A 23,578-nucleotide genomic window follows, 5' to 3' on the forward strand; every position below is an offset into this window, starting at 1 on the left:
ATCCTCCACTGCGGCGGCACCGCGCCGCGCGCCGGACCGAACGCCCGGCGCGCGGGGCGGATCAGTCACGCTTGCGACGGCCGAAGAGCCCTCGACCCCGCTCGTCCGTCTGTTGCGGGGTCCCGGACCCCGGCGCGGCTCCGGATCCCTGCGAGCCGCGGTCGAAGGGGCCCGTCGTGCGCCGGAGCCGGTAGTCGATTCGGCTGTCGATCCGCGAATCGACCTGGTACCCGAGTGTGTCGTCGAAGTCCTCGGCGAGCTGCTCGCTGAACCACTCGTAGCGGGCCCGCCTCTCCAGCTCGTCCCTGCGCTTCTGATCGGCATTCAGACTGCGGAATGTCGCCCAGCACATCAGGAGCAGGATCACGCTGAAGGGAAGCGCGGTGATCAGGGACCCCGCCTGCAGCGCGGTCAGCCCGCCCGACATCAGGAGTCCGATCGCCAGCAGTCCCTCGAGCAGCGCGAACATCACGCGGGACCACGTCGGGGGGTTCGGGTGTCCGCCGGAGGCCAGCATGTCGACCACGAGCGAACCCGAATCCGATGAGGTGATGAAGAAGATCGCCACGAGGATGATCGCGATCACCGACAGGATCCCGCCCAGGGGGAGGCCTCCGAGCATGTCGAAGAGCGCGGCCTCGGGGAGTACGCCCTCCTCGCCCACGAGGTCACCTGCGCCGAACAGCTGGCGGTACAGCCCGGCTCCGCCGATCACCGAGAACCAGAAGAATCCAACGGTGGTGGGCACCAGCAGGACGCCGGCGATGAACTGGCGGACCGTGCGTCCACGCGAGATGCGCGCGATGAAGACACCGACGAACGGCGCCCAGGCCATCCACCAGCCCCAGTAGAAGATCGTCCAGCTCGCTGCCCAGTCGGCGCCCGCATCACCCGTGTAGGCCCCTGCGTCCAGAGTCATGCCGAGGACTTCGGAGAGGTAGACGCCGATCGACTGCGCGAAGTTCTGGAACAGGAAGAGCGTGGGTCCCAGCAGCAGCACGGAGATCAGCAGCAGCCCCGCCAGCGACAGGTTGATGTTGGACAGCCACCTGATGCCTGCGCCCAGACCGGTGATGACGGAGGCCGTCGCGAGGAAGGTGATGACCACGACGAGGATGACCAGCAGCGCGTTGCTCGCGGAGTCGACCACGCCCATCGCCATCAGCCCGGACGAGATCTGCTGCACGCCGAGGCCCAGGGATGTGGCGATGCCGAACAGCGTGCCGAAGATCGCCAGGACGTCGACCACGTCTCCGAGCCAGCCCTTGACACGATCTCCGAAGATGGGCTCGAGCGCCCAGCGGATCGAGACCGGGCGGCCGCGGCGATGGATCGCATATGCGAGGGCCAGGCCGATGACGGCGTAGGCGGCCCACGGGTGCAGGCCCCAGTGCACGAACGTCTGCGCCATGGCCAGCTGGGCCACGTCGATCTCCATCCCCGGGATGACCGAGGTGATGCCCTCTGCAGTGGTCTCAGTGCCCGGCCACCCGGGCTTCGGACCGCTGGTCGCGAAGGTCAGCGGCTCGCCGACGCTGTAGAACACCAGACCGATGCCCATACCCGCCGCGAAGAGCATGGCGAACCAGGAGAACACTCCGAATTCGGGCTTCTCACCGTCCCTGCCCAGCGTGATCTTGCCGAACCGGGAGAATGCGATGAAGATCGCGTAGACGATGAAGACAGCGATGACGATCTGGTAGAACCAGCCCAGATTGCCGACGATCCAGCTCTGCGTCCCCGTGAGCGCCGTGTCCGCGGCCTGCGGGAAGACGATGGCGAAGAGCGCGAAGGCGAGGACGATGATCAGCGACGGCCAGAACACGGCCGGAGCGATGCTCCCCTTGCCCAGCCGCACTCCCTGGCGCTTGAGCTTCTCCGTGATCTCCTCGTCCGAGTCCGTGTCCGAGATCGGCGCCGGCGCCGGATCTGCAGTGATGGCGACGTGGTCGCGCGCCGGCGCTTCCGGACCGTCAGGATGCCCCGAGGCGCCCCCCGGCTCTGCGGAGGGAATGCCCTCCCCTGTCGCCACGTGCTCATCGTCCGGCTTGGACATGGTGCCTCCCCTCGCCCGATGCTCCGACACCACACCCCTCCTGCTTCGAGGGCAGGGGACGCGGCGACGGATTCGAGCGGCTCGCTCGTTCGTTGCAGTTGCCCCCCAGTCAAACAAGAATCCAGCCTCCTGTCACGAATTCTGGCGAGAACTCTCGGTTGACAGAAGCGGCGGTCCCGACCGGGTCTCCGGAAAGAGGCGAGTCGTGAGCGCACTACTCTGGAGGCATGCTGAGAACTGGGGGCCGTCGGGCCGTTGCCTCGTGGGCACTCTGGGATTGGGGATCCGCCTCCTTCAACGCGGTCATCGTGACGTTCGTCTTCGCGCCGTACCTGACCACAGGCGTCGCGGCGACGGAGGAGGCGGGCTCGCAGGCGCTGGGCTGGGCCACGGCCGCCGCGGGGCTCGTCATCGCCCTCGTGGCTCCCGCTGCCGGCACCCGCGCCGATGCGGGCGGACGGCACAGGTTCTGGCTGGGCTTCCACACGTTCGTCGTCGTCGCCTGCATGGCCGCCATGTTCTTCGTCGAGGACACATCGGGGCACCTGTGGCTGGGCCTGGTCCTCCTGGCGCTCGGCAACGTGTTCTTCGAATTCGCCGAAGTGTCCTACAACAGCATCCTCCTGTCGGTGTCCACCCCCAGCACCGTCGGACGGATCTCCGGCATCGGCTGGGGCATGGGCTACCTCGGCGGCCTGGCCCTCCTCGTCCTCCTCCTCTTCACCGTCATCAACCCGGAGGTCGGCTGGTTCGGCGCGGTCGACGAGGACGGGCTGCGCTACCGCATCGTGGCGGTGCTCGCCGCGGCGTGGTTCGCGGTCTTCGCACTGCCCGTCCTCTTCTTCGCTCCTCGTTCACCCGTCCCGTCCGGATCCGAAGACTCAGGCCAGGCCGCGGCGCGCGGGCAGTCGGGACTGTTCAGCAGCATCCGACTCTTCCTGGCCGACTACCGCCGCCTCATCCGTCGCATCGTCAGGATGTGGCGCGAGGATCGCCTGACTCTGCGCTTCCTCATCGCCTCCGCGGTCTTCCGCGACGGCCTCGCGGCGATCTTCGCGTTCGCCGGGGTTTTGGCCGCCGGCTCCTACGGCCTCTCCGCGTCCGAGGTGATCATGCTGGGTGTCGCGGCGAACGTCTCCGCCGGGATCGGCGCGATCGCCGCGGGCTGGATCGATGACAGGGTGGGATCCTCCGCGGTCATCATCACCGGACTCGTCTGCCTCATCGCTGGAACCGTCCCCATCGCGATCTCCGACTCGCCCGCCGTCTTCTGGACCACCGCGGTGTTCATGTGCCTGTTCGTCGGTCCGGTCCAGTCCTCCTCACGCGCCTACCTCGCACGGATCACGCCCCCCGAGGAGGCCGGTGAGAACTTCGGCCTCTACGCGACCACGGGTCGCGCGGTCAGCTTCCTGGGGCCCGTCATGTTCGCGACGTTCATCGCGCTCCTGGGGTACCAGCGGGCAGGTGCTCTGGGCATCGCGCTGGTGCTGATCGCGGGCCTTCTGCTCTTCTGGACGTTGCGTCGGTCACAATCCGGGTCGCTGTCGGCTGAACGATCGTCCAGTTAATTGGTAGAATCACTGCGACGATCGGCATCCGGCATGCGCCGGAGCGCCCCGATTCCCACACAGGAGTGTTCATGGATCAGTTACTGAATCAGGAAGAGCGGGAGTTCGCTCAGCACATGCGCGACTTCTACCGCACCGAGATCCCTGAGGCGATCCGGTACAAGGTCGCCACCGGACAGGAGATGGGCAAGGACGACCTCGTCACGACCCAGCGCATCCTCAACAAGCACGGGTACGCCGTGCCCAACTGGCCCGTCGAATGGGGCGGTCAGGACTGGACGCCCGTGCAGCGTCACATCTGGCTCGAGGAGATGCAGCTGGCATGCGTCCCCCAGCCGCTCGCATTCAACGCCTCCATGGTCGGCCCCGTCATCGCGGCATTCGGCAGCCAGGAGATCAAGGAGCGCTTCCTCCCGGCCACGGCCAACATCGACATCTGGTGGTCGCAGGGCTTCTCCGAGCCGGACGCCGGTTCGGACCTCGCGTCGCTGAAGACGTCCGCTGTCCGCAAGGGCGACGTCTACATCGTGAACGGCCAGAAGACCTGGACGACGCTGGGACAGTACGGCGACTGGATCTTCATGCTGGTCCGCACGGACCCGACCGTGAAGAAGCAGGCCGGCATCTCGTTCCTCCTCATCGACATGACGACGCCCGGCGTCACGGTCCGGCCGATCGAGCTCATCGACGGCAGCGTCGAGGTCAACGAGGTCTTCTTCGACAACGTCGAAGTCCCCGTCGAGAACCTCGTGGGCGAAGAGAACAAGGGCTGGACGTACGCGAAGTTCCTCCTGGGCAACGAGCGCACCGGCATCGCCCGCATCGGCATGTCGAAGGTGAACCTCGCACGCGCGAAGGCGTACGCGGCGATGACGAGGACGTCGCGCGGCACCCTCCTGGACGACCCGATGTTCTCCGCACGCCTCACGAAGCTCGAGGCGCGTCTCACCGCTCTGGAATTCACCCAGCTGCGCATCCTGTCCACGCAGGTGGCGGGCAACGACCAGCCGGACCCGCGGTCCTCCGTCCTCAAGCTGCACGGTTCGCAGCTGCAGCAGGACATCACCGAGCTGCTCGTCGACGTGCTGGGCCCGCAGGGCCTGGACTTCATCGAGGCGCCCGCCACGGCGGACGGCTTCACGGATCTGCCCACGGCATCGGTCGACGCGATCCGCGATTACTTCAACTACCGCAAGGTGACCATCTACGGAGGCTCCTCCGAGGTCCAGCGCGGCATCATCAGCAAGGCCATCCTGGGCCTCTGACACAATCGACTTCATCGGATTAGGAGACACAGATGGACCTTGAACTCACTGATGAGCAGCGCGAACTGAAGTCGACGGTGGCGCGCCTGCTGCGCACCGAGTACGACGCTGCCGCACGCGAAGAGATCCTCCGCTCGGAGAAGGGCTGGAGCGAGGAGAAGTGGCAGACATTCGCCGAACTGGGCCTGTTGGGCCTGCCGTTCAGCGAGGACTACGACGGTGCGGACATGGGCTTCGCCGAAGTCGCCGTCGTCATGGAGGAGTTCGGACGCGCACTCGTCCTCGAGCCCTACCTGTCGACGGTCGTCCTGGGCGGAGGACTCGTCGACGCGGCGGGCACCTCGGAGCAGAAGCAGGACATCCTCACGGGCCTCATCGAGGGTGAGAAGCTGCTCGCCTTCGCAGGCTACGAGCCCACGAGCCGCTACGACCTCACCGCTCCCTCGACCACCGCAGCGGATTCCGGCAGCGGCTTCGCCGTGAGCGGCGAGAAGTCGTCCGTGCTCGGTGCCGCGGATGCGCACACGTTCGTCGTGTCCGCCGCCGTGGACGGCGGCGTGGGCCTGTTCCTCGTCGATGCGGACGCGCAGGGCGTGACGGTCGAAGGACGCATGCAGGCCGATGGCATCCGCACCGGATCCGTCGTGTTCGCCGATGCTCCGGCGACTCGCCTGGGCGCCGGCGACGCGAGCGCAGTCATCGAACGCGTCGTGGACACCGCGAACGCGGCGCTCGCCGCGGAAGCGGTGGGCGCGATGGAGGCTTCGCTCACCATGACGGCGGAGTACCTCAAGACCCGTGAGCAGTTCGGTGCTCCGATCGGTGTCAACCAGGTGCTCCAGCACCGCGCCGCCGACGCCTACGCGACGCTTGAGAGCGCGAAGTCGATGGCGCTGTACGCGAAGCTCGCCATCACCGGCGAGGAGAGCGCCGACGAGGGCGCGGGCGATTCGAAGTCGCGTCACCGCGACGTGCTCGCATCGAAGCTCATCATCGATGACGCATCGCGCGAGATCAGCCAGGAGTCGATCCAGATGCACGGCGGCATCGGCATGACGATGGAGTACCCCATCGGTCACTACGCCAAGCGCCTCACCGTCATCCCGCGCACGTTCGACGACGTCGACACCGTGTCGCAGGAGCTGGCATCGCTGGGCGGGCTCATCGAGCCGCAGGCCGCGGACCTCAGCTGAGGTGACCTGACCTGCGCAGAGCAGGCACAGCGGAGGGGCCGTCCCACAGGGGACGGCCCCTCCGTCATTCATCCGCGTGCCTCAGCGGCCCGGGTGCCTCAGCGGTCCGGGTGCCGGTGGCCCCTCCCCTCAGCTGTTCGGGTGGGAGCCGGGAGGTGGCTCCTGCCGCGGCGGCGGCGCGAAGCGACGAGCATCGTCACCGCCGTTCGGCGCACCCTGTGACGGCGGGTAGGGGGCTCCGCCCGGCTGCTGTCCGTAGGGTCCCTGGGGCCCGGGGCCGAACGTCCCTGGCTGTCCGTGAGGCCCCGGCTGTCCTTGCGGTCCTGGGTGGCTGTATGGACCGGGCTGTCCGTATGGGCCGGGCTGCCCCTGCGGTCCCGGCTGGCCGTAGGGCCCCGGCTGCCCACCTGCGGTGTGCGGCCCGGACGGTGGGCCTCCTGGGTACTGTCCGGGTCCTGGGCCCATGGCTCCCGGTCCACCAGCGGCGCCCGCATACATCATCTGCTGCGGTCCTCCGGCCTGCCGCGCCTTCTTCCTGCGCAGCACGACGAGCAGCACGATGACGCCCCCGATGATGAGCAGGAGGACGAGCACACCCGCGACGATGAGGACTGTCACCCAGGGGAAGCTCGAGGCCTCGCCAGTGGCGCTGAGAGTATCGCCGTCGTAGTCGCGGAGGTTCCACGTCGCTGTGCTCCCGTCGACCTCCGCGCCTTCTGCGGAGACCACGCTGCCGGGGAACGTCACGGCGACCACCGCTTCATCGAACATCGACCGGGCCGACGGCATCCCGCTCGTGGATCCGTAGGGGTCGGCGGTGTCCATCCCCGCGACGAGCGGGTTCGTCATGGAGAAGGTGATCTCGCCGTCGGTGGTCTCCACCTGGATGCCCTCGACACCCACGTCTCCGAGCCCGCCTCCACCGCTCTGGAACTCGGAGGCCGGCACGGCGTCGAACGCGACGCGCATGCCGATGTAGCCTTCCTCGTCATCGACGCGCTCGACGGTCGTGCCCTCCGGGGTCTCGGGGTCCGACTGCGCCTCCTGGACGGCATCGTCCAGTTCCTGCGAGGGGTCGGGCGAGCCCATGTCCTCGAGCGCGACGGGATCCACGAGGATCTCCATCGCTCCGGTGAGGTTCTCCTCCGCATCCACCTGGAAGTCTGCGTTCAGCTTCACACAGCCGCTCAGGAGGAAGAGCAGCACGGCGGCGACCGCCGTCGCCGCGAGTGGCCTGGAACGGGTGTGCCGGGAGGGGGCGGCCATGGAGGGCTCCATTCGACGTGGGTACGACTGGGGCCAATCTATCAGCGGGTCAGCGAGGCACCTGTCCGAAGACATGGCGGCGGACCCACGCGTGCATCGCGATGGCGGCGGCCGCTGCCGCGTTCATCGAACGGGTCGACCCGAACTGGGCGATGGACAGCACCGCGTCGCACGCGGCGTGGGCCTCCGGGCTGAGCCCCGGACCCTCCTGCCCGAACAGCAGGACGCACTCCGCAGGCAGCTCGTACGTCTCCAGGTCGACGGAATCGGGGAAGTTGTCGATGCCGATCAGGGGCATGTCCGCCTGCTCCGCCCAGGTGACCAGCTCGCTGACGTCTGCGTGATGGTGGAGGTGCTGATAGCGGTCCGTCACCATCGCACCGCGACGGTTCCACCGGCGGCGCCCCACGATGTGCACCGCGGCTGCGTTGAACGCGTTGGCCGTGCGCACCACGGATCCGATGTTGAGGTCGTGCTGCCAGTTCTCGACCGCCACGTGGAAGCCGTGACGACGCTGATCCAGGTCCGCGACGATCGCGTCCATCGACCAGTACCGGTAGCCGTCGACCACGTTGCGGCGGTCGCCGTCCGCCAGCAGCTGGGGATCCCACTGATCGCCTGTGGGGGTGGGGCCCTCCCAGGGCCCCACCCCCACAGGCGTGCTGTCGGACTCGGTCACGCCTTCGACTTCGCGGGGCTCCGCTTCGACGTCGAGTCACTCTTCGCTGTCGAGTCGTTCTTCGCCGTCGAGCCGCTCTTCGCCGCGACGCCCGCCTTGGCCTTGCGTCCCGAACGGCCCGCGCCGCGCAGCAGCGTGCGCTGGTAGGCCGCGGATGCGAGCCAGAACACGATGACTCCCACAATGGCCGAAGCACCTGCGGATGCGAGCCCCTCCCACCACTCGGCCTGGCCGGCGAGGTAGCGCATCGGCATGGCGACGGGAGCAGTGAACGGCGTGTACGACAGCCAGAGCATGACGGTCTCCTGCGTCCGCAGCACGAGCGGTGCCAGCACACCGGCGACGGTGAGGAGGACGACGGCCGCATAGCCGATCCGTCGCACCCGTCGCGATGCACTCGTCGCAACCCATAGATGTGCGGAGAGGATGATGAACACCGTCATCAGCGCGATGAGCGCGAACCACCCCAGGACGGGGAGCAGAGCCATCGCGATCGTGGTCTGCTGACCGATCGACAGGCCGATGAGCAGCACGCCGGCGGCGATGAGCGTGAACGTCAGCGACAGCAGCGAGAGTCCGTAGACGCGTCCCCATGCGGACGAGCGGGCGGGGATCGTGGAGGCGATCACCTCTGCGAGCCGGTTCCGCTTCTCCGTCCGGAGATTCTGGTAGAGCGCTGCTCCCAGCGTCAGGCCGGCGAGTGCCACGACGATGCCGAGGCCCCAGGCCACGGGATCACCGAGGACCGGTGCGACGGCGGGCTGCTCGAGGTAGTCGACCGGGACCGGCTGGTTGAGCTTGTCGAGGATCGCCTCCGGGTCGCGGTTGAGCGCGAGCAGGGACGCGGGCTGCATTCCGGTCGGGTCGAGCACGTAGACCGCGCCCGCCTCGCCGCTGCGCAGCAGCGCCTCGCCTGCCGCCTGGTCCTCGACGGCGACGGCGGGGAGGCCGAGCTGCTGTGAGAACGCGTCCACCTGCTCCTGCGGCACGCCGACGATCGCGAGGGTGTCTGAGCCCTCGCCCTCGCCGGGACCTGCGCCTGCCTGCTGGAATCCGATGATCATCGCGGCGATGACGGCCACGCCCAGCAGCAGGGAGGTCACGTAGAAGAGCGGACTGCGGGAGACCGACGAGGTCTCCCGGTGGGCCACGAGATAGGCCGCCTGCGATGCGGAGAGATCGTGGAACTCGCTCACGAGGCCGGTCTTGGGCACTGCAGCGGGATCCGGTCGGTCCTCCCGCAGCTCCTCGGGGACCTCGTCCGCGTCGCCCACGTCGATGAAGTCATCGGCCAGGGCCTCGTCATCGATCGTGTCGTCGTCGACCGACGAGTCCTCGACCACCGGGTCGGTGGGGACGTCGTCCGTCGGATCGACCTCGTCATTGCGCTTCTTGTCCACCATGTGCTTACACCGACTCCTTGAACAGGTCTGCGAGGTCCCGCTTGACCGGACCGAACGCGCGTACACCCTCAGTCGCGCGCACGGCGGCGACCGCTTCGTCTTCCGCGACCGCGCCGAACGCGACCGTGTCCGCATCGACGACGACGTCGGTCGCGCCGGCGTCCTCCAGCGTCGATACTGCGGCATCAGCGGCCGCTGCGTCCGCGTAGCGGACCGAGTACGTCGTCGTGTCTCCCTGGAGGGAGTCGAGCGTCCCCTCCGCGAGGATCCGTCCGTGCGACAGGACGATGAGATCGTCCGCGTGCTCCTGGGCCAGACGCCACTTGTCCGTCGTGAAGAGGACCGGCACGCCGGAGTCCGCATGGTCCTTCAGCAGCTGGAAGACCGCTGTCGCCGATTCCGCGTCCAGTCCGTCGAACGGCTCGTCGAGGAGCACGACGTCCGGGTCCGCCGCGAGGACCGCCGCGATGTCCACGCGCGCCACCTCGCTGCCCGAGAGGTGGCTCAGCTGGGCGTAGGCCCGGTCTGACATGTCGAGGCGCGCCAGGAGGGTGACGGCGTTCTTCTCCGCCGCTCCGAGCGTCATCCCGTGGAGGCGGGAGAGGTAGACGATCTGCTCGAGCACCTTCATCCGCGGGTAGCCGCCGCGCTCGCTCGGGAGGTACCCGAAGTTCTGGCGGTCGCCGAAGCCCAGCTGCGTGCCGGCCAGTTCGATCGTGCCCTCATCCGCGTCGATGAGGCCCATGATCGTGCGGACCAGCTCCGTCTTCCCCGAGCCGCGCAGGCCGACCACACCGGTGAGGCGTCCCGAATCGGCGGAGAATGTGACGTCCTTGAGGTAGGTCTTCCGGCCGTGGGAGACCGTCAACCCCTTCACTTCGAGCACTTGATCGTCCTTCTGCATGTCGGTTGTGTGCACGCCGCAGCGAGCACACACGGGCAGACGCTGTTGGAACGCCTAGGTCAGTCTGCTGTCGTGCGGCTCCGCGAGCAAACCGCTCGGCGCTGAAGTCAGAGGCTTCGCGGAAACCTCTCAGCCGCCGATGGTTCTCATTCCAGGCCGAGGTCGTGTGTGCTCAGCGCTGCGAGGTACGGTACCCCGGCTTCCTTCTCCACACGCTCCTTCGCACCGGTATCGCGGTCCATCACGACGACGACGCCGACGACGTGGGCGCCCGCCTCACGCAGCGCCGCGACCGCGTCGAGCACGGAACCGCCCGTCGTGGAGGTGTCCTCGATGGCGATGACGCGCTTCCCCGCGACATCGGGGCCCTCGACACGACGGCCCATGCCGTACTGCTTCGCGGCCTTCCGCACGACGAAGGTGTCCAGCGGGGTGCCGCGGACTGCGGAACGGTGCATGACCGCCGTGCCGACGGGATCTGCTCCCATCGTGAGGCCGCCGACCGCCTGCACCGCGTCCGGGCCCTCCAGCATGCCGTGCTCGTGGAGGAGGTCGAGGACGACATCGCCCACGAGCGGTGCCGCCCGGTGCTCCAGAGTGACGCGGCGGAGGTCGAGGTAGTAGTCGGCCTCCATGCCGGATGCCAGGGTGACGCGTCCGCGGACGACCGCGAGTTCATCGATGAGCGCGAGGAGGCGCGAGCGGTTCACAGCACTGTCAGTCATGCCCTCATCCTAGAACCGTCCGCCGCCGTCGGGGATCACGCGTCTCACGACCCTGCCGCCCGGCGTCCGCCGGAGCGCGCCTGCGCCTTCCTCCGCGCCATCCCGAATCCGCCGCTGAGGTCGCGCACGAGTGACCGCGGAACGCACTGCGCGAGGGCGTACACCGCCTTGTAGCGAAGGCTCGGCACGCTCACGACAGCGCCCGACCGTGCGTCGCGCAGCGATTCCGCGACCACGTCCTCGGCGTCCAGCCACGCCCAGGACGGGCCCGCGCGGCGCACCCTCATCCGATCGTGGAACTCCGTCTTCACGAACCCGGGCAGCACCGCGGTGACGGTGACGGGGGTGTCAGCGAGCTCGACGGCCAGCGCCTCCGTCGCCAGCAGTGCGGCGCTCTTCACGGATGAGTACACGCCGTAGGCGCCCAGCGCCGCGAGGGACGACACCGTGAGGATCCCGCCCCTCCCCCGCTCCTCCATGCGCCGGGCGGCGCGCACGCTGAGGATCGTCACCGCCCGCAGCATGACCATGTCGCTCGCGATGAGCCGTTCGTCGTCCGTGCCCCGCATCGACGTCTTGAGGCCGAAGCCCGCGTTGTTGACGAGCACATCGATCCGCACGCGGTCGATGAGATCCGCGAGGTCGTCGATCCCCTCCTGCGTCGCGAGGTCGACCACCCTCACATCCGCGGTGATCCCGAAGCCGGCCTCCAGCTCGCGGGCACACTCGTCGAGGGCGTCGCGTCCGCGGGCGGCGAGCACGAGGTCGTAGCCGTCGGCGGCGAGCTGTCGCGCGTACTCGCGGCCCAGACCGGCGCTGGCGCCGGTGATGAGTGCCCGAGGCCGGCCCTGGGACCCAGACGAACCGGCCACTGTCGAACCGGCCCCTGTCCGACTGGTCCCCGTCGGACCTGTCGCCGCCGAGTCGGTCGCCGTCATCCCGACTGGTCCGCTCGCTGCGAACCCTGCGGGAGCCGGACTGTCAGGGACTGCGCGCAGTGCGCGACCGGTCCCCGCTCGTCGTGGAAGACCCCGTGGGTGACGCCCATCCCGCTGTCGCCGAACGCGACGTCGATGTCCATCCCGACGGGGCCGGGAACCGGCTGCCGCATGAAGTGGAGGGTGAGGTCGACGTTGGGAAAGAACACCTGCTGCGGGTCCTCCCGCACGGCGAACCCGTTCATCCCGTCGCAGAACTTCACGAAGCCCGCATAGTCACCGTCGGCTTCGCCGTCGACCAGCGGCACGTCCGTGTCCGCCCAGAGCCGGCGCCGTCCGGGACGGCCGCCCGGGACCTCGGCGCCGGTGAGCGACCCGATGTACCCGCCGGGCCAGACCTCGGACAGGTCCCGGGACTCACCCGCGTCCCGCGCGGGGAGGGGATCCACCTCCGCACCCATGACGGAGGACGTGTCGGATGCGACCAGCCGCCACACGCGCGCGGTGACGGACGTCCGGGGACGGCCCGGCACGGCCGGGCGCGCGGCTCGGTCAGAAGTGGCAGGGACCTCGGCGGCGCCGGTGTGCTCCGCGCGATGGACCATGCGTGCCTCGACCAGCTCGATCGTGCGGCCCGGGCGGACGACGTCGACCTCGATGTCGAACTCACCCGAATGGATGACGCCCAGGATGTCGAAGGTGATCCGGGAGATGAGCTTGGACGACGGGAGCGCGCGCTCCAGCTCGTGGATGACGAGGCCCGACGCGGCGGCCATGTGCTGCTCGCCGTCCTGCCACGCGCCCTGGGAGTGGACGGTCGAGCGGAACGAGCGCTCCCCGGTGCGGACGAAGTACGCGTGCGGGACGGTCTCGCCGTCCGCGCCGATGTGATGGTTCAGTGCTGCAGGCATGACACCAATCTATCGATCGTTCGGCCCGATGCATGACCACCCGGCGCTGTGAGCGTGCCGCTGCCGCGCTCCGCTACGGTGGGGCCATGCGCATCGCAACGTGGAACGTGAACTCGATCAGGGCCCGGGCGGAGAGGATCGGAGCATGGCTCGACCGCTCCGACGCGGACGTGCTGGCCATCCAGGAGCTCAAGTGCAAGGACGCGCAGTTCCCGCATGAGATCTTCGACGAGCGCGGGTACGAGGTGGCGTTCCACGGACTCAACCAGTGGAACGGCGTCGCGATCGCGTCCCGCGTCGGCCTGGACGACGTGGAGATCGGCTTCGCCGGGATGCCCGGCTTCGGCGAGGACTCCGCGCTGGAGGCGCGCGCGATCTCCGCGGTGACCGGCGGTGTGCGCGTGTACTCCCTCTATGTGCCGAACGGCCGCGAACTCGACCACCCCCACTACGCCTACAAGCTCGAGTTCCTCGAGCGGCTGCGTGAGGTCGCAGCCGCTCGGGTGGCAGCCGACGGCGACGAGAGGTTCGTGCTGACGGGCGACTTCAACGTCGCACCGCTGGACGAGGACGTGTGGGACATGGAGGCCTTCGACGGCGCGACGCACGTGTCCGATCAGGAGCGCGCGGCGTTCCAGGCACTGGTGGACGCGGGCCTCACGGAGACCTCACGGCCGTTCACCCCCGGCCCCGGCGTCTATACGTTCTGGGACTACCAGAAGCTCCGCTTCCCCAAGAAGGAGGGGATGCGCATCGACTTCCAGCTCGCATCCCCCGCGCTCGCGCAGACCGCCACCGCCGGGATGATCGACCGCGAGGAGCGCAAGGGCAAGGGCGCCTCCGACCACGCGCCGGTCATCGTCGACTACGACGTGTGAGGAGCCTCACGTCGATGCGGGAAGGGGCCCGCGTGCTCACCGCGCGTCGGCCAACCGCCAGCGCGGTCGGCGGCCCTGACCTCCCGTGTCGGTGACCAGCACGCGCAGCGGCTCCTCGAGGCGGAACTCGTAGCCGCCGGCGCGAGCGGCATCGGCTGCCAGCCGGCGCTCGTCCGGATCATCGATCAGCAGCTGGAGATCGCCGTAGCGGAACGGGTTCTTCGTGAAGATCCTCCACCGCAGGATCCACGGCAGGTACTTGGGGCGCTCCGGCTGATCGACGATCCGGCTGCGTCCATGCGGGCTCTCGACGTCGATGAGCACGCTCACGCGCCGCTGGTCGTTGTCGTCCTGATGCTGGCCGCGCGACCGCGGCACGGTCGTCACGAGCACGCACCGGATGACCCCGTCGAGCGTCTCGTGTCCTGCAGGGGCCGGTGCTCGACCCGGCCGTGAGCGGCGGATCAGCCACAGCACCACGACGATCGTCCCGATCAGCAGGGCCACGAAGCCCGCCGCTGCGACGATGAAGGCCAGGACTCCCACGTTCATGCGAGTCGCTCAGGTCTCGTCGTCCGCCGTCGGTTCATCCGTCGCAGGGATTGTCACTGCAGGAGGTGCGGGGCTCCCCTCCCCTGTTGCCTCCACGATCCTCTGCGCCGCATCATAGACAGCCTGCACATAGTCGAGCGAGTCGTTGTACGACAGGACGGCATTCTCCCAGCCCTGCGAACCGTTGAGCGATCCGCCCGCGCACAGATAGGCCGCCGCACTCATCGCCGCGTCGTCGATGTTCTGCGGGTCCGCCTTGCGATCACCGTTGCCGTCGCGGCCGTGCATCGCCCAGCTGTGCGGGATGAATTGCATGGGCCCCACAGCGCGGTCGTACTGGTCGTCCCCGTCCAGCTCCCCGTCGTCCGTGTCCTCGATGGTCCGCATACCGGACCCACCGCTCAGCTCCACTCCCACGATCGGCTGCGAGACGTCACCGGAATCCTGGATCCTCGTCCCGTCGACGCGGCCGTGGTTCGTCTCCACCTGACCGATCGCCGCGAGCGTGTTCCAGCCCAGGCCGCACGACGGCATCCGGTCCGCCGTCCACGCGGCGGCACCCACGTACGCCTGCAGCGGCCGCCGGGGGATGCCGGTCGCCTCCGCCGTCGCATCCAGCCACTCCGAGTCCACCACCTGCGGCAGCTCGCCCCGGCCCGCGGGATCCGCCGGAGGGAGGAGCGGCAGGTCCGGTGCCGCCTCCTCCCGGCTCGCGTCGCCCTCCTGGGACTGCTCCTGCGCCTGCGACTGCCCGGCCTGACCCGCCAGGGTGAGGAACAGGGTCCCCGACCCCACCGCAAGTCCCGCGGCCACCATGCCCGCGATCGCCACGAACACCTTCGCCGGTCGCCTCATCGCAGCGCCCCTTCCCGTTCACTCACTCCTGCACGTGCCCCTGCTCCGCTGTCCACGTCAGCGCCGCGCTTCCCGCATCACGACCACCAGGATCGCGACCAGCAGCAGACCCGCCAGGGTCATGCCCGCCCCGGCTAGGCCCCACCAGCCGCGGCCCAGACCGCTGCCGGTCTGCTGCTGCGCCTGCGCCCCGTCCGACTGCTCGGAGTCTTCAGCGGTCTCCGACTGCTGGGCGGTCAGCAGGTCCGTCGTCCACGACACGTCCGGGCAGGTGGAGAACAGGGTGTTCATCATCGTTCCGGCCTGCGCGGACGCGTACCGGTCGCCGGCGACGAACTCCAACTCGACTTCCCGATCGCCTCCGTCGCTCAGCGTGACCGCGTACTCGCCGGGCTGGTCGAACCCGAACAGCAGCGTGCCGGAGGACTCCGGTTCCACCGTCAGCCTCCCGCCGTCCGCGCTCACGCCGGTTCCCTCGCCCAGGAAGACCCGGACCTGTCCGTCGCCGTCCGTCTGCTCAATCTGCAGGTCGAGCGGCTCGTCGAACCCTCCGGCCGACCACGTGAAGCTGGGTGCACCGGTGGACCCCGTCGCCAGGTACTGCGCTCCCGGCGCCACGAATCCGTCGATGCCGGCGGCCCCCGTCCTGCGCGAGGTATCGCCCACGACGACGGAGCTGCCGTTCGGCACCGTCGCGTCCGTCGCCACATCGGTCACCCGCATCCCGTCATCTGTCAGCGCCAGCGCGAAGTCGCCGTCGCGCAGCTGCCGCGGCACCTGCCCGTCCGCCGGGCATACCGCCGCCGAGGCCGGAGCCGCCACGACCCGGGTCTCATCCTCGTCGTCGTCCTCGTCATCGGACCGACCATCCATGCCGCCCTCCGACGAGTCGTCGTCGCGGTCGCCGCCGTCCAGGCCCCCGCGGTCGCCGTCCTCGTCGTCATCGTCGCCGCCGAGGCCGCCCTCGGATCCGTCGTCGTCGCCTACGCCATCGTCGTCACCGGGACCGTCGCCGTCTCCGCCGTCGTCGTCCCCGTCCCCATCGTCATCAGCGGGGAACGAGATCACCGCGTCCTCGGACTCCCGGGCGCAGTCGACCGAGGTCGGATCCGCATCGCCCACGACGAAGCGCAGCACGTCATCCGGCGACAGGCCCTTGGACGTACCCGGCGCCGTATCCAGCGCCCGGGCGCGCGGACCGTCCACCGCGTACGCGACGCAGTAGACACCGCGCTCCGTGAATGACCAGGATGCGTGCGCATCGCGCGTGGGCGCCCAGCGGTGCTCGACCTGCACGTCGCGGTCCAGCAGCATCCGCTGGTGCGCATGACCGCGATCCGCGAACGCACCGTCCTCCGTCTGATTGCGGTACGTGACCGCGCCGTCCTCGGGTGCCGCGGTCAGCCGGAAGCCCAGGCTGTGCGCCGAGATCAGGGAGACTCCCAGGTCCAGACCGGGACCGGTCAGATCCTGGGCGACCGGGACCTCGGCGGCGGGGTTCGCATGCTGCGGCGCGGGAACCTGGAAGTAGGGCTCGCCGTCGGCATCGACCTGAGTCGTGATCGCGTCCTGCGTGGAGCCGTGGACGAACTCCGGCGCGCCCACGCCCCGGTCATCGGTTTCACCTGCGCCATCGGTCTCAGCGCACGAGGTGGCGTCACCGGGTTCCTCCGTCGGCTCGTCTGTGGGGACCTCGGTGGGTTCGAGAGTGGGCGGGTTCGCCGTGAACGTGGGATCCGGCGCGGGCTCGGTCGGAGCGGGCTCTGTGGGCCCCGCCGTGGGCGGGTTCGCTGTGAACGTGGGATCTGGACCCGGATCGACTGTGGGCGGGATCGCCGAGGGGATGTTCGCCGGCTCCTGCAGACCGGGCTCCTCATCCGTCGTGCTGCCCAGACCGCCGGCCGTTTCGCCGTCGCGCAGACCGGGTGTCTCCTCGTCCGCCGGCGGCACCGGGGAGGGCGTGCCCGTCGGCAGCGTGGTGGGGGTGGGGGCCGGCCTCGTGGGCTCCGGCATCGGCTCCAGCTGCATGTCCTCATCGCGGAATGTGAGGACGGACTGCGCCCCGTGTCCCTCCGCCGTGCCGTTCTGCGCGGTGCGGACACTGCCGGTCTCCACCGCGACGCAGTAGGCGATGCCTCCCCTCGTGTCCGCCTGCGCAGTCTCTGCCGACATCGCGTCGGAGGGGATGAGGAACGACCACTCCGTGTGGAGTGCGTGGTCGATGTCGAACGCGCTGCCGCTGCTGTTGGGCAGGCCGGAGTCCGCCAGCCGGCGCGGCGTCAGGAGGGACCTGTCCGCCTGATCCATGGCCTCGACCTCGCGCGGCACCTCGTCGATGGAGAGCAGAGGGTCGACGTCGATCGTCTCGCCGATCCGGCCCTGCCCGTCGACCGGATGCGCGGTGACCCCGCGCAGTGACAGAGGGTACGGCTGCTCCGTGTCGCCGTCCGAGTGCGGAACGACCGACAGACCTGCTCGCCCGTCGTCCAGCGTCAGCACGGAGCCGGCGGCGTCATGAGGCTCGTCGTCCTTGTCAGACCAGCCGAAACCGGTGTCGCCCCACCCCACGGTCAGGGTGCCGGCGGAGGCCGTCTGCGCGGCCGCGCCCCCGGGTGGGATCGCGATCGCGGCGAGGGCAGGCGCGGCCACGAGGGCAGCGGCGAGGGCGGCGCCCCAGAACGGACGGGAATCGGGAGGGGGCACGGATCAGTTCTCCAATTGGATCTTCGAGCACGATCTGCCCTCGCGCTGTCGCACGTGGGCCAGGGGGCAGACCATCAGGTCCAGGTGAGCGGCATGTGAACTACGAGGGCCGCGACGCGAGGAACCACTCGTTGGGTTCCGGCAGCCACAGGAGGACCACGACGGCGATGCCCAGCAGTCCGGTCATCCCGCCGCCGGAGCCACCGGCGACGAGCCCGCCCGCTCCCACGATGAGACCCACGACGGTGAGGACGGACAGCACGAAGCGGGCCCATTCGCTGGCCTCGCGGATCTTGAACGACAGGAGCACCTGCAGCGCGCAGATGACGACGCTGAGTGCGACGATCACGGTGGCGACCAGCGCGGGCACGACGGCGCCGCTGTACGCGAAGAGGCCCACGCCCAGCATCGCGACGAGTCCCAGGACGGACAGGATCAGGCCCAGCGCCGAGCTGACGAGCAGGATCCAGAACGCGATGGAGACGAGCATGGGCACGCCCTGCTGCGAGAAGATGTGGCCGCCGAAACCGCCGGCCGGCAGGACGTCCTGGACCGAGCGCGGCCAGGACTGCGGCATTCGGAAGCGGTAGGGCTGCTGCGGTCGCGGCTGCGGTCCCTGCTGCCACGGCTGGTCTGTCATGGTGCCTCCTCGCTGCTGGGTGGAATGGTGCGTGCGACGCTGCGTCTGATCAGTCGACCAAACGGATGTCGAAGAGCTTGCGCCACGCGTCCTCGTTGGCGATGACCGCAGTGAGCGCCGTGGGTCCCGTGTACGACGCGTGAGCCACCGAACCGTTGCCCCGGCACGTGACCTTCCACGAGACGATGACGCGGGTGCGCGGCTCCCGGATGATGGTGTGGTGCCGGCAGCGGATGCCGCTCGAGTCAATCTGGGCCGTCGCGGTCGCCTCGCCCGTTACGGACTTCCGCGCCTTCCGGCCCACGGGTGACTCGACCTTCGACGAGGTCGTCACGTCCGTCGTGATCCGCTGGATGCCGGGTCGATAGGAGGACAGCGTCGTGTCGTTGCGCCGGGCGAAGTCCGTGGCGCCCGGAGATCCGCTCATGCTCGAGATGCCGAACGCTGTGGGCCACGTGGAGCGGGTGATCGGGCCCACGGGCGAGACTACGATGTGGCCGCGCGAGAAGGTCCAGATCATGTCGTCCCGGACGTCGCGAGCGGCGGCGAGCGCTGCGGCGTCCGCACCCTTCTGGGCCCGCGTGCGCGTATCGACCGCCTCGGCGACGATGAAGCCGCCGATCGTGGCGGCGAGGATCGCAAGGGACAGCAGGAGGACGGGCAGAGCCATCTGCCCGTCCTCGCGCCGCCGGAACAAATCCGTCATGAGGTGTGTGCCTCTCAGTGGCTCAGGCGGCCGTCTTGCCGAGGATGTTGTCGATGACGGTGCCGATGCCCTCCGTGAGCTTCGCCGTGCCGATGCTCTCGAAGAACACGGCGACCGCGATGATGACGATGGAGATGATGACGATGATGCCGACGTACTCGATGGTGCCCTGACCGTCCTCGCGGCGATCCGCGAGAGCGCCCTTGGCGGCCTCTGCGTACTGCTTGGCCTGGTTGTCGATCGTGAGGGCCATGCGCTGGAGCTTCTGCATCGTTCTGTTCCTTCCGTGTCCGGATCCTGTCCGGGGATTCCGTCGTGCTGACGGTGTCCATACTTCCGGGCGGGCGGTCCCGCTGACAGAGACCCTGGACCCAATCGCGGGCTCATCCTGGAGATGGGTCCGGAGGCCCAGCCGCGGACCCATGCGGCACCCGGGTCCCCTCACGACTCGCTACCGTTTCCCCGGCGCAGCCAGAGGCTCACGGCCTCCGCACGCGAGCTGACGGACAGCTTCGAGAAGATGCTGTTGACGTGGTTCTTGACGGTCTTCTCCGACAGGAAGAAGGTCGTCGCGATCCGCTTGTTCGTGTACCCCTCCGCGATGAGGTCCATGACCTCCGTCTCGCGCCGGGTGAGGTCGAATCCCAGATCGTCCGTCCGCGCGCCGAACAGCGCGCTGGTGGCCCCGCGCGAGGCCGTCCCCACAGCGGGGCGGGTCTGCACGGCCGTCTGCGCCGCGCTGGCGGCCGTCGCCGCCGTGGGGTCTCCGCCCGGCTCCCCCTGCGGAGCAGCCGGACCGAACGCACTGCTCACGACAGCAGTGGCACTGGGCGAGAACAGGAGACCACCGGCGGCCACCGTCCGCAGCGCGGAGGAGAGGTGCTCGATCTCCAGGTCGCTGTGGATGAGGTAGCCCCGGGCGCCGGCCCGCATCGCGGCCGTGATGACCTCGGACTCCTCGCTGTGGGTCAGCATGACGACCGCATAGGTCGTGGCGAGGGCCTGGGCGGCTTCGATCCCGTTCGTCCCCGGCATCCGCACGTCCAGCAGGCAGATGTCCGGCTGCGCGTCCGCGGCCAGTTCGATCGCCTGGGCCCCGTCCTGCGCGGATCCCGCGAGCTCCAGATCCGGACTCGCCTCGATGATCCGTTCGAGTCCCATCCGCACGATCGGATTGTCGTCCGCGATGAGCACCCTGAGTCGTCTGTTCACGTTCCCGCCCTCGTTCCCAGGTTCGCCGCCCCGTTCTCCACTCGCTCGTCGTGTGTGTCGTCCTCCACGGCCTGGGCTGGGAGGGGAGCCGGACCGACTCCGCCGAACGGGACCTCGGCGGAGGTCGTCTCCAGCAGTGCCAGCGGCACCGTGAGGCGGACCGTCGTCCCCGCGTCCGTGGCCGACTCGATGCGGAGCAGGCAATCCAGTGCCGCCGCTCGTTCGCGCATCCCAGCCAGCCCGTAGTGCCCGCCGCGCTCCGCATCGCCCAGGTCGAACCCGGTCCCGTCGTCGACCACGTCGATCTGCAGGCCCTCGGCAGCCAGAGCCGCCTGCACCGCTACCCGCTCTGCACCGGAGTGGAGCGCCGCATTCATGAGCGCCTCCTCGAGCACCTTCCGCACGCCGTAGCGGATGCGGCACACGGGCTCCGCCGTCGTGTCGCCCTCGATCGAGACGGGCAGCCCGTGGAGCGCGGTCAGTTCCGCCCCCACTCGACGGATGGACGGCCAGAGCGGCGGCACCTCCTCCGTCCGCAGGTTCGCCAGGATGCGACGTGAGTCGTCGATCGCCACCTGCGCGGAGTCCGCGATGAGCTTCACCGCGGACTCCGTCTGCGACGCGTCCAGAGTCGTGGACTTCGCCAGAAGGCGGATTCCCACAAGCGACTTGACCGTCGAGTCGTGGAGCTCCCGCGCCACGCGGCTGCGCTCCTCTCCCAGCGCGGCCTCCCGCGTGTTCTGCGTCGCGAGCTCCACCGCACGGTCCACGCGGTCCTGCAGCCTGTCGATCGTGCTGCCCAGGTAGACGAGCACGGACAGGAGGACCAGACCGCCCAGCGACGTGCCGGTGCGGATGAGGAACTCCTCCGGCGCCATGACCGCCCCCAGCGACGTCGTGATGAGACTGCTGATGGCGTATCCCAGCAGAAGGGTGACAACCAGCAGGGCCCGGCCCAGTCCGCGGGTGAGGATCCCGATGAGCAGGGCGGAGGTGCTGAGGTACAGGAGATAGGGGGAATCGATCCCCGCAGGGATCATGACCCCCACGGCGGCGAGGATCTCGAAGCTCAGGACGATCGGATGGCTGCGGATGAAGCGGGCCATCCAACGCCACCGGAGCAGTGCGGTCAGCGACAGCCCGGCGAGGACCACGACCAGGATGATCTCGCCCACTGTGGGGGTCCGCTCCGTCCACGACAGGAGCACGGGGTAGACGAAGAGCATGCGGGCGGTCACGACGACCTTGCCCACGGCCGCTGCGAAGTCACGCGGTGCATCCACCGCCCGCGCGCCCGCCATCAGAACAGCTCCATCGAGTCGAAGCCGGAACCGAACCACATGGTGGCGAGGATGAGCACCATGGTGCCGGGCACCATGACCATCGTGACGACGCCGGCGATCTGCGGAGACGCCTTGGACGCCTGTTGGCGGGCGCGCTGCGCGGTGTCGCGACGCATGTCGAGCGCGATCTGGTCGAGGGCGTCGACCAGGGGGGCGCCCAACTCCTCCGCCTGCACCAGCGCGACGACGAACTTCTCCAGCGCATCCGACTCCGTGCGCTTCCGCAGGTTCGTGAAGGCGACCGTCCGTGGTTCGCCCACGTCCATCTGGCGCAGGGTCCGCTGCATCTCGACGGCCAGCGGACCATCCGTCCGCTCGACCACCTTGCGCAGGGAGGAACGGAAGGAGAGACCGGCGGAGACCGTCACCGCGAGCACGTCGAGGAAGTCCGGCAGCGCATCGTCGATCTCGCTCTGCCGCTTCCTCCCCGCCTGACGCAGCTGCAGGTCCGGGAGGAAGAAGCCCAGCACCAGGAGGATCGGGATGAACAGAGGCATCTTCAGCAGCATCGCGATGGCCAGACCGCCACCGCCCATGACGAGGCCCAGCGACACCTTGTAGGCCATGAACTGCTCGAAATCCGTGTACGGCTTCCCGTCCGCCAGATCGATCTGGTGGTCCGACTGCTTCCGGTACCCGGTGCCCAGCATGCGTGCCATCGGCGGGCTGAGGCGCTGCCCCAGGCGGGAGATCGGTCCCGTCGCCGTCCGCCTGCGGCCGCGCTCGTTCACGAGGATGCGGTCCTCGGGCGCCAGCTCGGCCAGTGGGTCGGCGCGGAAGTTCCGGTACCCCAGGTAGGCCATGACGACGATGCCCGCACCCACGAGTGCGATGAGGAGTGCGATCATCAGAGCTTCACCCGCGTGAGCCGGTGGATCATGAGCAGGCCCGCGGCGTACGCGAGCGCGGCGAGCACGATCGCGATCTGGCCGATGACGGTCGAGGTCAGCTTGTACAGCAGACCGGGGGTCATCATGTTCATCACGAGGACGAAGCCCACGCCGAAGGCGACGACCAGGTACCCCGTGAAGCTCGACTGGGTCACGATCGTCTTGACCTCGCGTCGGGTCTCCTTGCGGTCCTCGAGTGTGGTCGAGAGACCGCGCAGCGCACTGATGAGCGAGCCGCCCGCACGCTGCGAAATGACGAGCGTGGAGACGAGGACGTCCAGGTCGCGGCCCTTGATACGGTCGGACATCCGCTCGAGCCCCACATCCAGCGGCGTACCCACGGCCAGCTCGCGCTCGAGGATCGTGAGCTCGCGACCGGCCGGGTCCGCCAGTTCATGCGCCGCGACCCGCAGCGAGGACGTCATCGACAGACCCGCATTCGTCGAGTTCGCCATGATGCGGGCGAACTCCGGCAGCTGAGCGATGAACTGCTGGCGCTGCCTCTCGCGCAGGTACGACAGGAGACTCCACAGCCCCCAGCCCACCAGTGCGGCCAGAAGCAGCGCGTAGAAGGGCGCGACCACGTTCAGCAGACTCACGAGCACCAGCAGTGTGACGAGCAGCCCGCCCAGGAAATACTCGATCGCGTAGACCTGTCGGATGTTCGCCTGGATCAGTGCGGTCGACAGCGCCTCGCCCACGCGGAAGCGGAGGAAGGCGGAGTTGATCCGGCGGATGACGGTGTGGCGGAAGCTCGCGCCCCGCGCGCCGCGCTCCGACCGGACGACATCGGACTGCGAGGCGGTGCCCAGCGCCAGGGAGGTGACGCCGATCGCACCGATGACGAGGACGACGACGGCTCCGACGAGCACGACGGACAGGGGCACG

22 protein-coding genes are annotated in these 23,578 nt (G+C 69.1%); 4 read left to right on the forward strand and 18 right to left on the reverse strand.

Annotation, left to right across the window (positions count from 1 at the left end):
- Nucleotides 1-61: 61 nt before the first annotated feature.
- Nucleotides 62-2,056: a BCCT family transporter gene (locus tag BSP109_RS05175; RefSeq protein ID WP_101599604.1), complete on the reverse strand. Its 1,995-nt coding sequence runs from the start codon at nt 2,054-2,056 to the stop codon at nt 62-64.
- 227 nt (nt 2,057-2,283) lie between these two features.
- Here BSP109_RS05175 and BSP109_RS05180 point away from each other — a divergent pair, with 227 nt between their 5' ends.
- The 3 genes from BSP109_RS05180 to BSP109_RS05190 all read left to right on the forward strand — a co-directional run bounded on the left by BSP109_RS05180 (nt 2,284) and on the right by BSP109_RS05190 (nt 6,085).
- Nucleotides 2,284-3,627, forward strand: a complete 1,344-nt coding sequence (locus tag BSP109_RS05180; RefSeq protein ID WP_101599605.1) for an MFS transporter — start codon at nt 2,284-2,286, stop codon at nt 3,625-3,627.
- A 71-nt stretch (nt 3,628-3,698) separates the two neighbouring features.
- Complete coding sequence (locus BSP109_RS05185) at nt 3,699-4,892, forward strand: acyl-CoA dehydrogenase family protein (protein WP_087009054.1); 1,194 nt, start codon at nt 3,699-3,701, stop codon at nt 4,890-4,892.
- A 32-nt stretch (nt 4,893-4,924) separates the two neighbouring features.
- Entirely contained in the window at nt 4,925-6,085 is a 1,161-nt protein-coding gene (locus BSP109_RS05190) for an acyl-CoA dehydrogenase family protein (RefSeq protein ID WP_087009055.1), read from the forward strand.
- A gap of 129 nt (nt 6,086-6,214) precedes the next feature.
- On the opposite strand, the gene BSP109_RS17235 is transcribed toward BSP109_RS05190, so the two are convergent.
- The 7 genes from BSP109_RS17235 to BSP109_RS05225 all read right to left on the reverse strand — a co-directional run bounded on the left by BSP109_RS17235 (nt 6,215) and on the right by BSP109_RS05225 (nt 12,911).
- A complete protein-coding gene (locus BSP109_RS17235; RefSeq protein WP_180959618.1) occupies nt 6,215-7,351 on the reverse strand; it encodes a hypothetical protein in 1,137 nt (378 codons plus the stop codon).
- Between the two features lie 49 nt (nt 7,352-7,400).
- Nucleotides 7,401-8,030 (reverse strand): TrmH family RNA methyltransferase, encoded by a 630-nt coding sequence (locus BSP109_RS05200; RefSeq protein ID WP_101599606.1) that lies wholly within the window; start codon nt 8,028-8,030, stop codon nt 7,401-7,403.
- Nucleotides 8,027-9,433, reverse strand: coding sequence for an ABC transporter permease (locus BSP109_RS05205; protein WP_101599607.1), 1,407 nt, complete (start codon nt 9,431-9,433; stop codon nt 8,027-8,029). Before BSP109_RS05205 ends, BSP109_RS05200 begins: the two co-directional genes overlap by 4 nt.
- 4 nt (nt 9,434-9,437) lie before the next feature.
- A complete protein-coding gene (locus BSP109_RS05210; protein ID WP_257944567.1) occupies nt 9,438-10,337 on the reverse strand; it encodes an ABC transporter ATP-binding protein in 900 nt (299 codons plus the stop codon).
- Nucleotides 10,338-10,483: 146 nt separating this feature from the next.
- Complete coding sequence (gene pyrE / locus BSP109_RS05215) at nt 10,484-11,062, reverse strand: orotate phosphoribosyltransferase (RefSeq protein WP_087009063.1); 579 nt, start codon at nt 11,060-11,062, stop codon at nt 10,484-10,486.
- Between the two features lie 44 nt (nt 11,063-11,106).
- Nucleotides 11,107-12,000, reverse strand: a complete 894-nt coding sequence (locus BSP109_RS05220; RefSeq protein ID WP_087009064.1) for an SDR family oxidoreductase — start codon at nt 11,998-12,000, stop codon at nt 11,107-11,109.
- On the reverse strand, nt 11,997-12,911 hold the full coding sequence (locus tag BSP109_RS05225) for an acyl-CoA thioesterase domain-containing protein (RefSeq protein WP_101599609.1): 915 nt from the start codon (nt 12,909-12,911) through the stop codon (nt 11,997-11,999). The genes BSP109_RS05220 and BSP109_RS05225 overlap by 4 nt, the downstream gene beginning before the upstream one ends.
- 86 nt (nt 12,912-12,997) lie before the next feature.
- Between BSP109_RS05225 and BSP109_RS05230 the strand changes: the two genes are divergently transcribed.
- The gene (locus BSP109_RS05230; protein WP_101599610.1) at nt 12,998-13,789 is read left to right on the forward strand and encodes an exodeoxyribonuclease III; all 792 of its coding nucleotides are present in this window, start codon (nt 12,998-13,000) and stop codon (nt 13,787-13,789) included.
- Nucleotides 13,790-13,825: 36 nt separating this feature from the next.
- Here BSP109_RS05230 and BSP109_RS05235 read toward each other — a convergent pair whose 3' ends face one another.
- The 10 genes from BSP109_RS05235 to BSP109_RS05275 all read right to left on the reverse strand — a co-directional run bounded on the left by BSP109_RS05235 (nt 13,826) and on the right by BSP109_RS05275 (nt 23,577).
- A complete protein-coding gene (locus BSP109_RS05235) occupies nt 13,826-14,341 on the reverse strand; it encodes a hypothetical protein (protein WP_101599611.1) in 516 nt (171 codons plus the stop codon).
- 9 nt (nt 14,342-14,350) lie between these two features.
- On the reverse strand, nt 14,351-15,196 hold the full coding sequence (locus BSP109_RS05240) for a lytic transglycosylase domain-containing protein (protein WP_101599612.1): 846 nt from the start codon (nt 15,194-15,196) through the stop codon (nt 14,351-14,353).
- 57 nt (nt 15,197-15,253) lie between these two features.
- The gene (locus tag BSP109_RS05245) at nt 15,254-17,899 is read right to left on the reverse strand and encodes a hypothetical protein (RefSeq protein WP_101599613.1); all 2,646 of its coding nucleotides are present in this window, start codon (nt 17,897-17,899) and stop codon (nt 15,254-15,256) included.
- A gap of 100 nt (nt 17,900-17,999) precedes the next feature.
- Nucleotides 18,000-18,539 carry a hypothetical protein gene (locus BSP109_RS05250; RefSeq protein ID WP_101599614.1) on the reverse strand — a complete coding sequence of 180 codons (540 nt, stop codon included), beginning with the start codon at nt 18,537-18,539 and terminating at the stop codon, nt 18,000-18,002.
- 49 nt (nt 18,540-18,588) lie between these two features.
- On the reverse strand, nt 18,589-19,245 hold the full coding sequence (locus BSP109_RS17240) for a pilus assembly protein TadG-related protein (protein WP_180959619.1): 657 nt from the start codon (nt 19,243-19,245) through the stop codon (nt 18,589-18,591).
- A gap of 22 nt (nt 19,246-19,267) precedes the next feature.
- Nucleotides 19,268-19,516 carry a hypothetical protein gene (locus BSP109_RS17245; protein WP_180959620.1) on the reverse strand — a complete coding sequence of 83 codons (249 nt, stop codon included), beginning with the start codon at nt 19,514-19,516 and terminating at the stop codon, nt 19,268-19,270.
- A 170-nt stretch (nt 19,517-19,686) separates the two neighbouring features.
- Nucleotides 19,687-20,457 carry a response regulator transcription factor gene (locus BSP109_RS05260; protein ID WP_101599616.1) on the reverse strand — a complete coding sequence of 257 codons (771 nt, stop codon included), beginning with the start codon at nt 20,455-20,457 and terminating at the stop codon, nt 19,687-19,689.
- A complete protein-coding gene (locus BSP109_RS05265; RefSeq protein ID WP_101599617.1) occupies nt 20,454-21,758 on the reverse strand; it encodes a sensor histidine kinase in 1,305 nt (434 codons plus the stop codon). Before BSP109_RS05265 ends, BSP109_RS05260 begins: the two co-directional genes overlap by 4 nt.
- Complete coding sequence (locus BSP109_RS05270) at nt 21,758-22,648, reverse strand: type II secretion system F family protein (RefSeq protein WP_101599618.1); 891 nt, start codon at nt 22,646-22,648, stop codon at nt 21,758-21,760. Before BSP109_RS05270 ends, BSP109_RS05265 begins: the two co-directional genes overlap by 1 nt.
- Nucleotides 22,648-23,577, reverse strand: a complete 930-nt coding sequence (locus tag BSP109_RS05275; RefSeq protein WP_101599619.1) for a type II secretion system F family protein — start codon at nt 23,575-23,577, stop codon at nt 22,648-22,650. Before BSP109_RS05275 ends, BSP109_RS05270 begins: the two co-directional genes overlap by 1 nt.
- Nucleotide 23,578: the final 1 nt, after the last annotated feature.

The organism is Brevibacterium sp. Mu109 (assembly GCF_900169375.1).
Classification (GTDB): Bacteria; Actinomycetota; Actinomycetes; order Actinomycetales; family Brevibacteriaceae; genus Brevibacterium; species Brevibacterium yomogidense_A.

Bases quoted from the DNA above. Each gene is read 5' to 3' on its own strand.
- BSP109_RS05235 (WP_101599611.1), bottom strand. From the start codon at position 14,341: ATGAACGTGGGAGTCCTGGCCTTCATCGTCGCAGCGGCGGGCTTCGTG.
- BSP109_RS05230 (WP_101599610.1), top strand. From the start codon at position 12,998: ATGCGCATCGCAACGTGGAACGTGAACTCGATCAGGGCCCGGGCGGAG.
- BSP109_RS05210 (WP_257944567.1), bottom strand. From the start codon at position 10,337: ATGCAGAAGGACGATCAAGTGCTCGAAGTGAAGGGGTTGACGGTCTCC.
- BSP109_RS17240 (WP_180959619.1), bottom strand. From the start codon at position 19,245: ATGACGGATTTGTTCCGGCGGCGCGAGGACGGGCAGATGGCTCTGCCC.
- BSP109_RS17245 (WP_180959620.1), bottom strand. From the start codon at position 19,516: ATGCAGAAGCTCCAGCGCATGGCCCTCACGATCGACAACCAGGCCAAG.
- BSP109_RS05175 (WP_101599604.1), bottom strand. From the start codon at position 2,056: ATGTCCAAGCCGGACGATGAGCACGTGGCGACAGGGGAGGGCATTCCC.
- BSP109_RS05270 (WP_101599618.1), bottom strand. From the start codon at position 22,648: ATGATCGCACTCCTCATCGCACTCGTGGGTGCGGGCATCGTCGTCATG.
- BSP109_RS05250 (WP_101599614.1), bottom strand. From the start codon at position 18,539: ATGACAGACCAGCCGTGGCAGCAGGGACCGCAGCCGCGACCGCAGCAG.
- BSP109_RS05225 (WP_101599609.1), bottom strand. From the start codon at position 12,911: ATGCCTGCAGCACTGAACCATCACATCGGCGCGGACGGCGAGACCGTC.
- BSP109_RS05180 (WP_101599605.1), top strand. From the start codon at position 2,284: ATGCTGAGAACTGGGGGCCGTCGGGCCGTTGCCTCGTGGGCACTCTGG.
- pyrE (WP_087009063.1), bottom strand. From the start codon at position 11,062: ATGACTGACAGTGCTGTGAACCGCTCGCGCCTCCTCGCGCTCATCGAT.
- BSP109_RS05265 (WP_101599617.1), bottom strand. From the start codon at position 21,758: ATGGCGGGCGCGCGGGCGGTGGATGCACCGCGTGACTTCGCAGCGGCC.
- BSP109_RS05190 (WP_087009055.1), top strand. From the start codon at position 4,925: ATGGACCTTGAACTCACTGATGAGCAGCGCGAACTGAAGTCGACGGTG.
- BSP109_RS05185 (WP_087009054.1), top strand. From the start codon at position 3,699: ATGGATCAGTTACTGAATCAGGAAGAGCGGGAGTTCGCTCAGCACATG.
- BSP109_RS17235 (WP_180959618.1), bottom strand. From the start codon at position 7,351: ATGGCCGCCCCCTCCCGGCACACCCGTTCCAGGCCACTCGCGGCGACG.
- BSP109_RS05205 (WP_101599607.1), bottom strand. From the start codon at position 9,433: ATGGTGGACAAGAAGCGCAATGACGAGGTCGATCCGACGGACGACGTC.
- BSP109_RS05220 (WP_087009064.1), bottom strand. From the start codon at position 12,000: ATGACGGCGACCGACTCGGCGGCGACAGGTCCGACGGGGACCAGTCGG.
- BSP109_RS05240 (WP_101599612.1), bottom strand. From the start codon at position 15,196: ATGAGGCGACCGGCGAAGGTGTTCGTGGCGATCGCGGGCATGGTGGCC.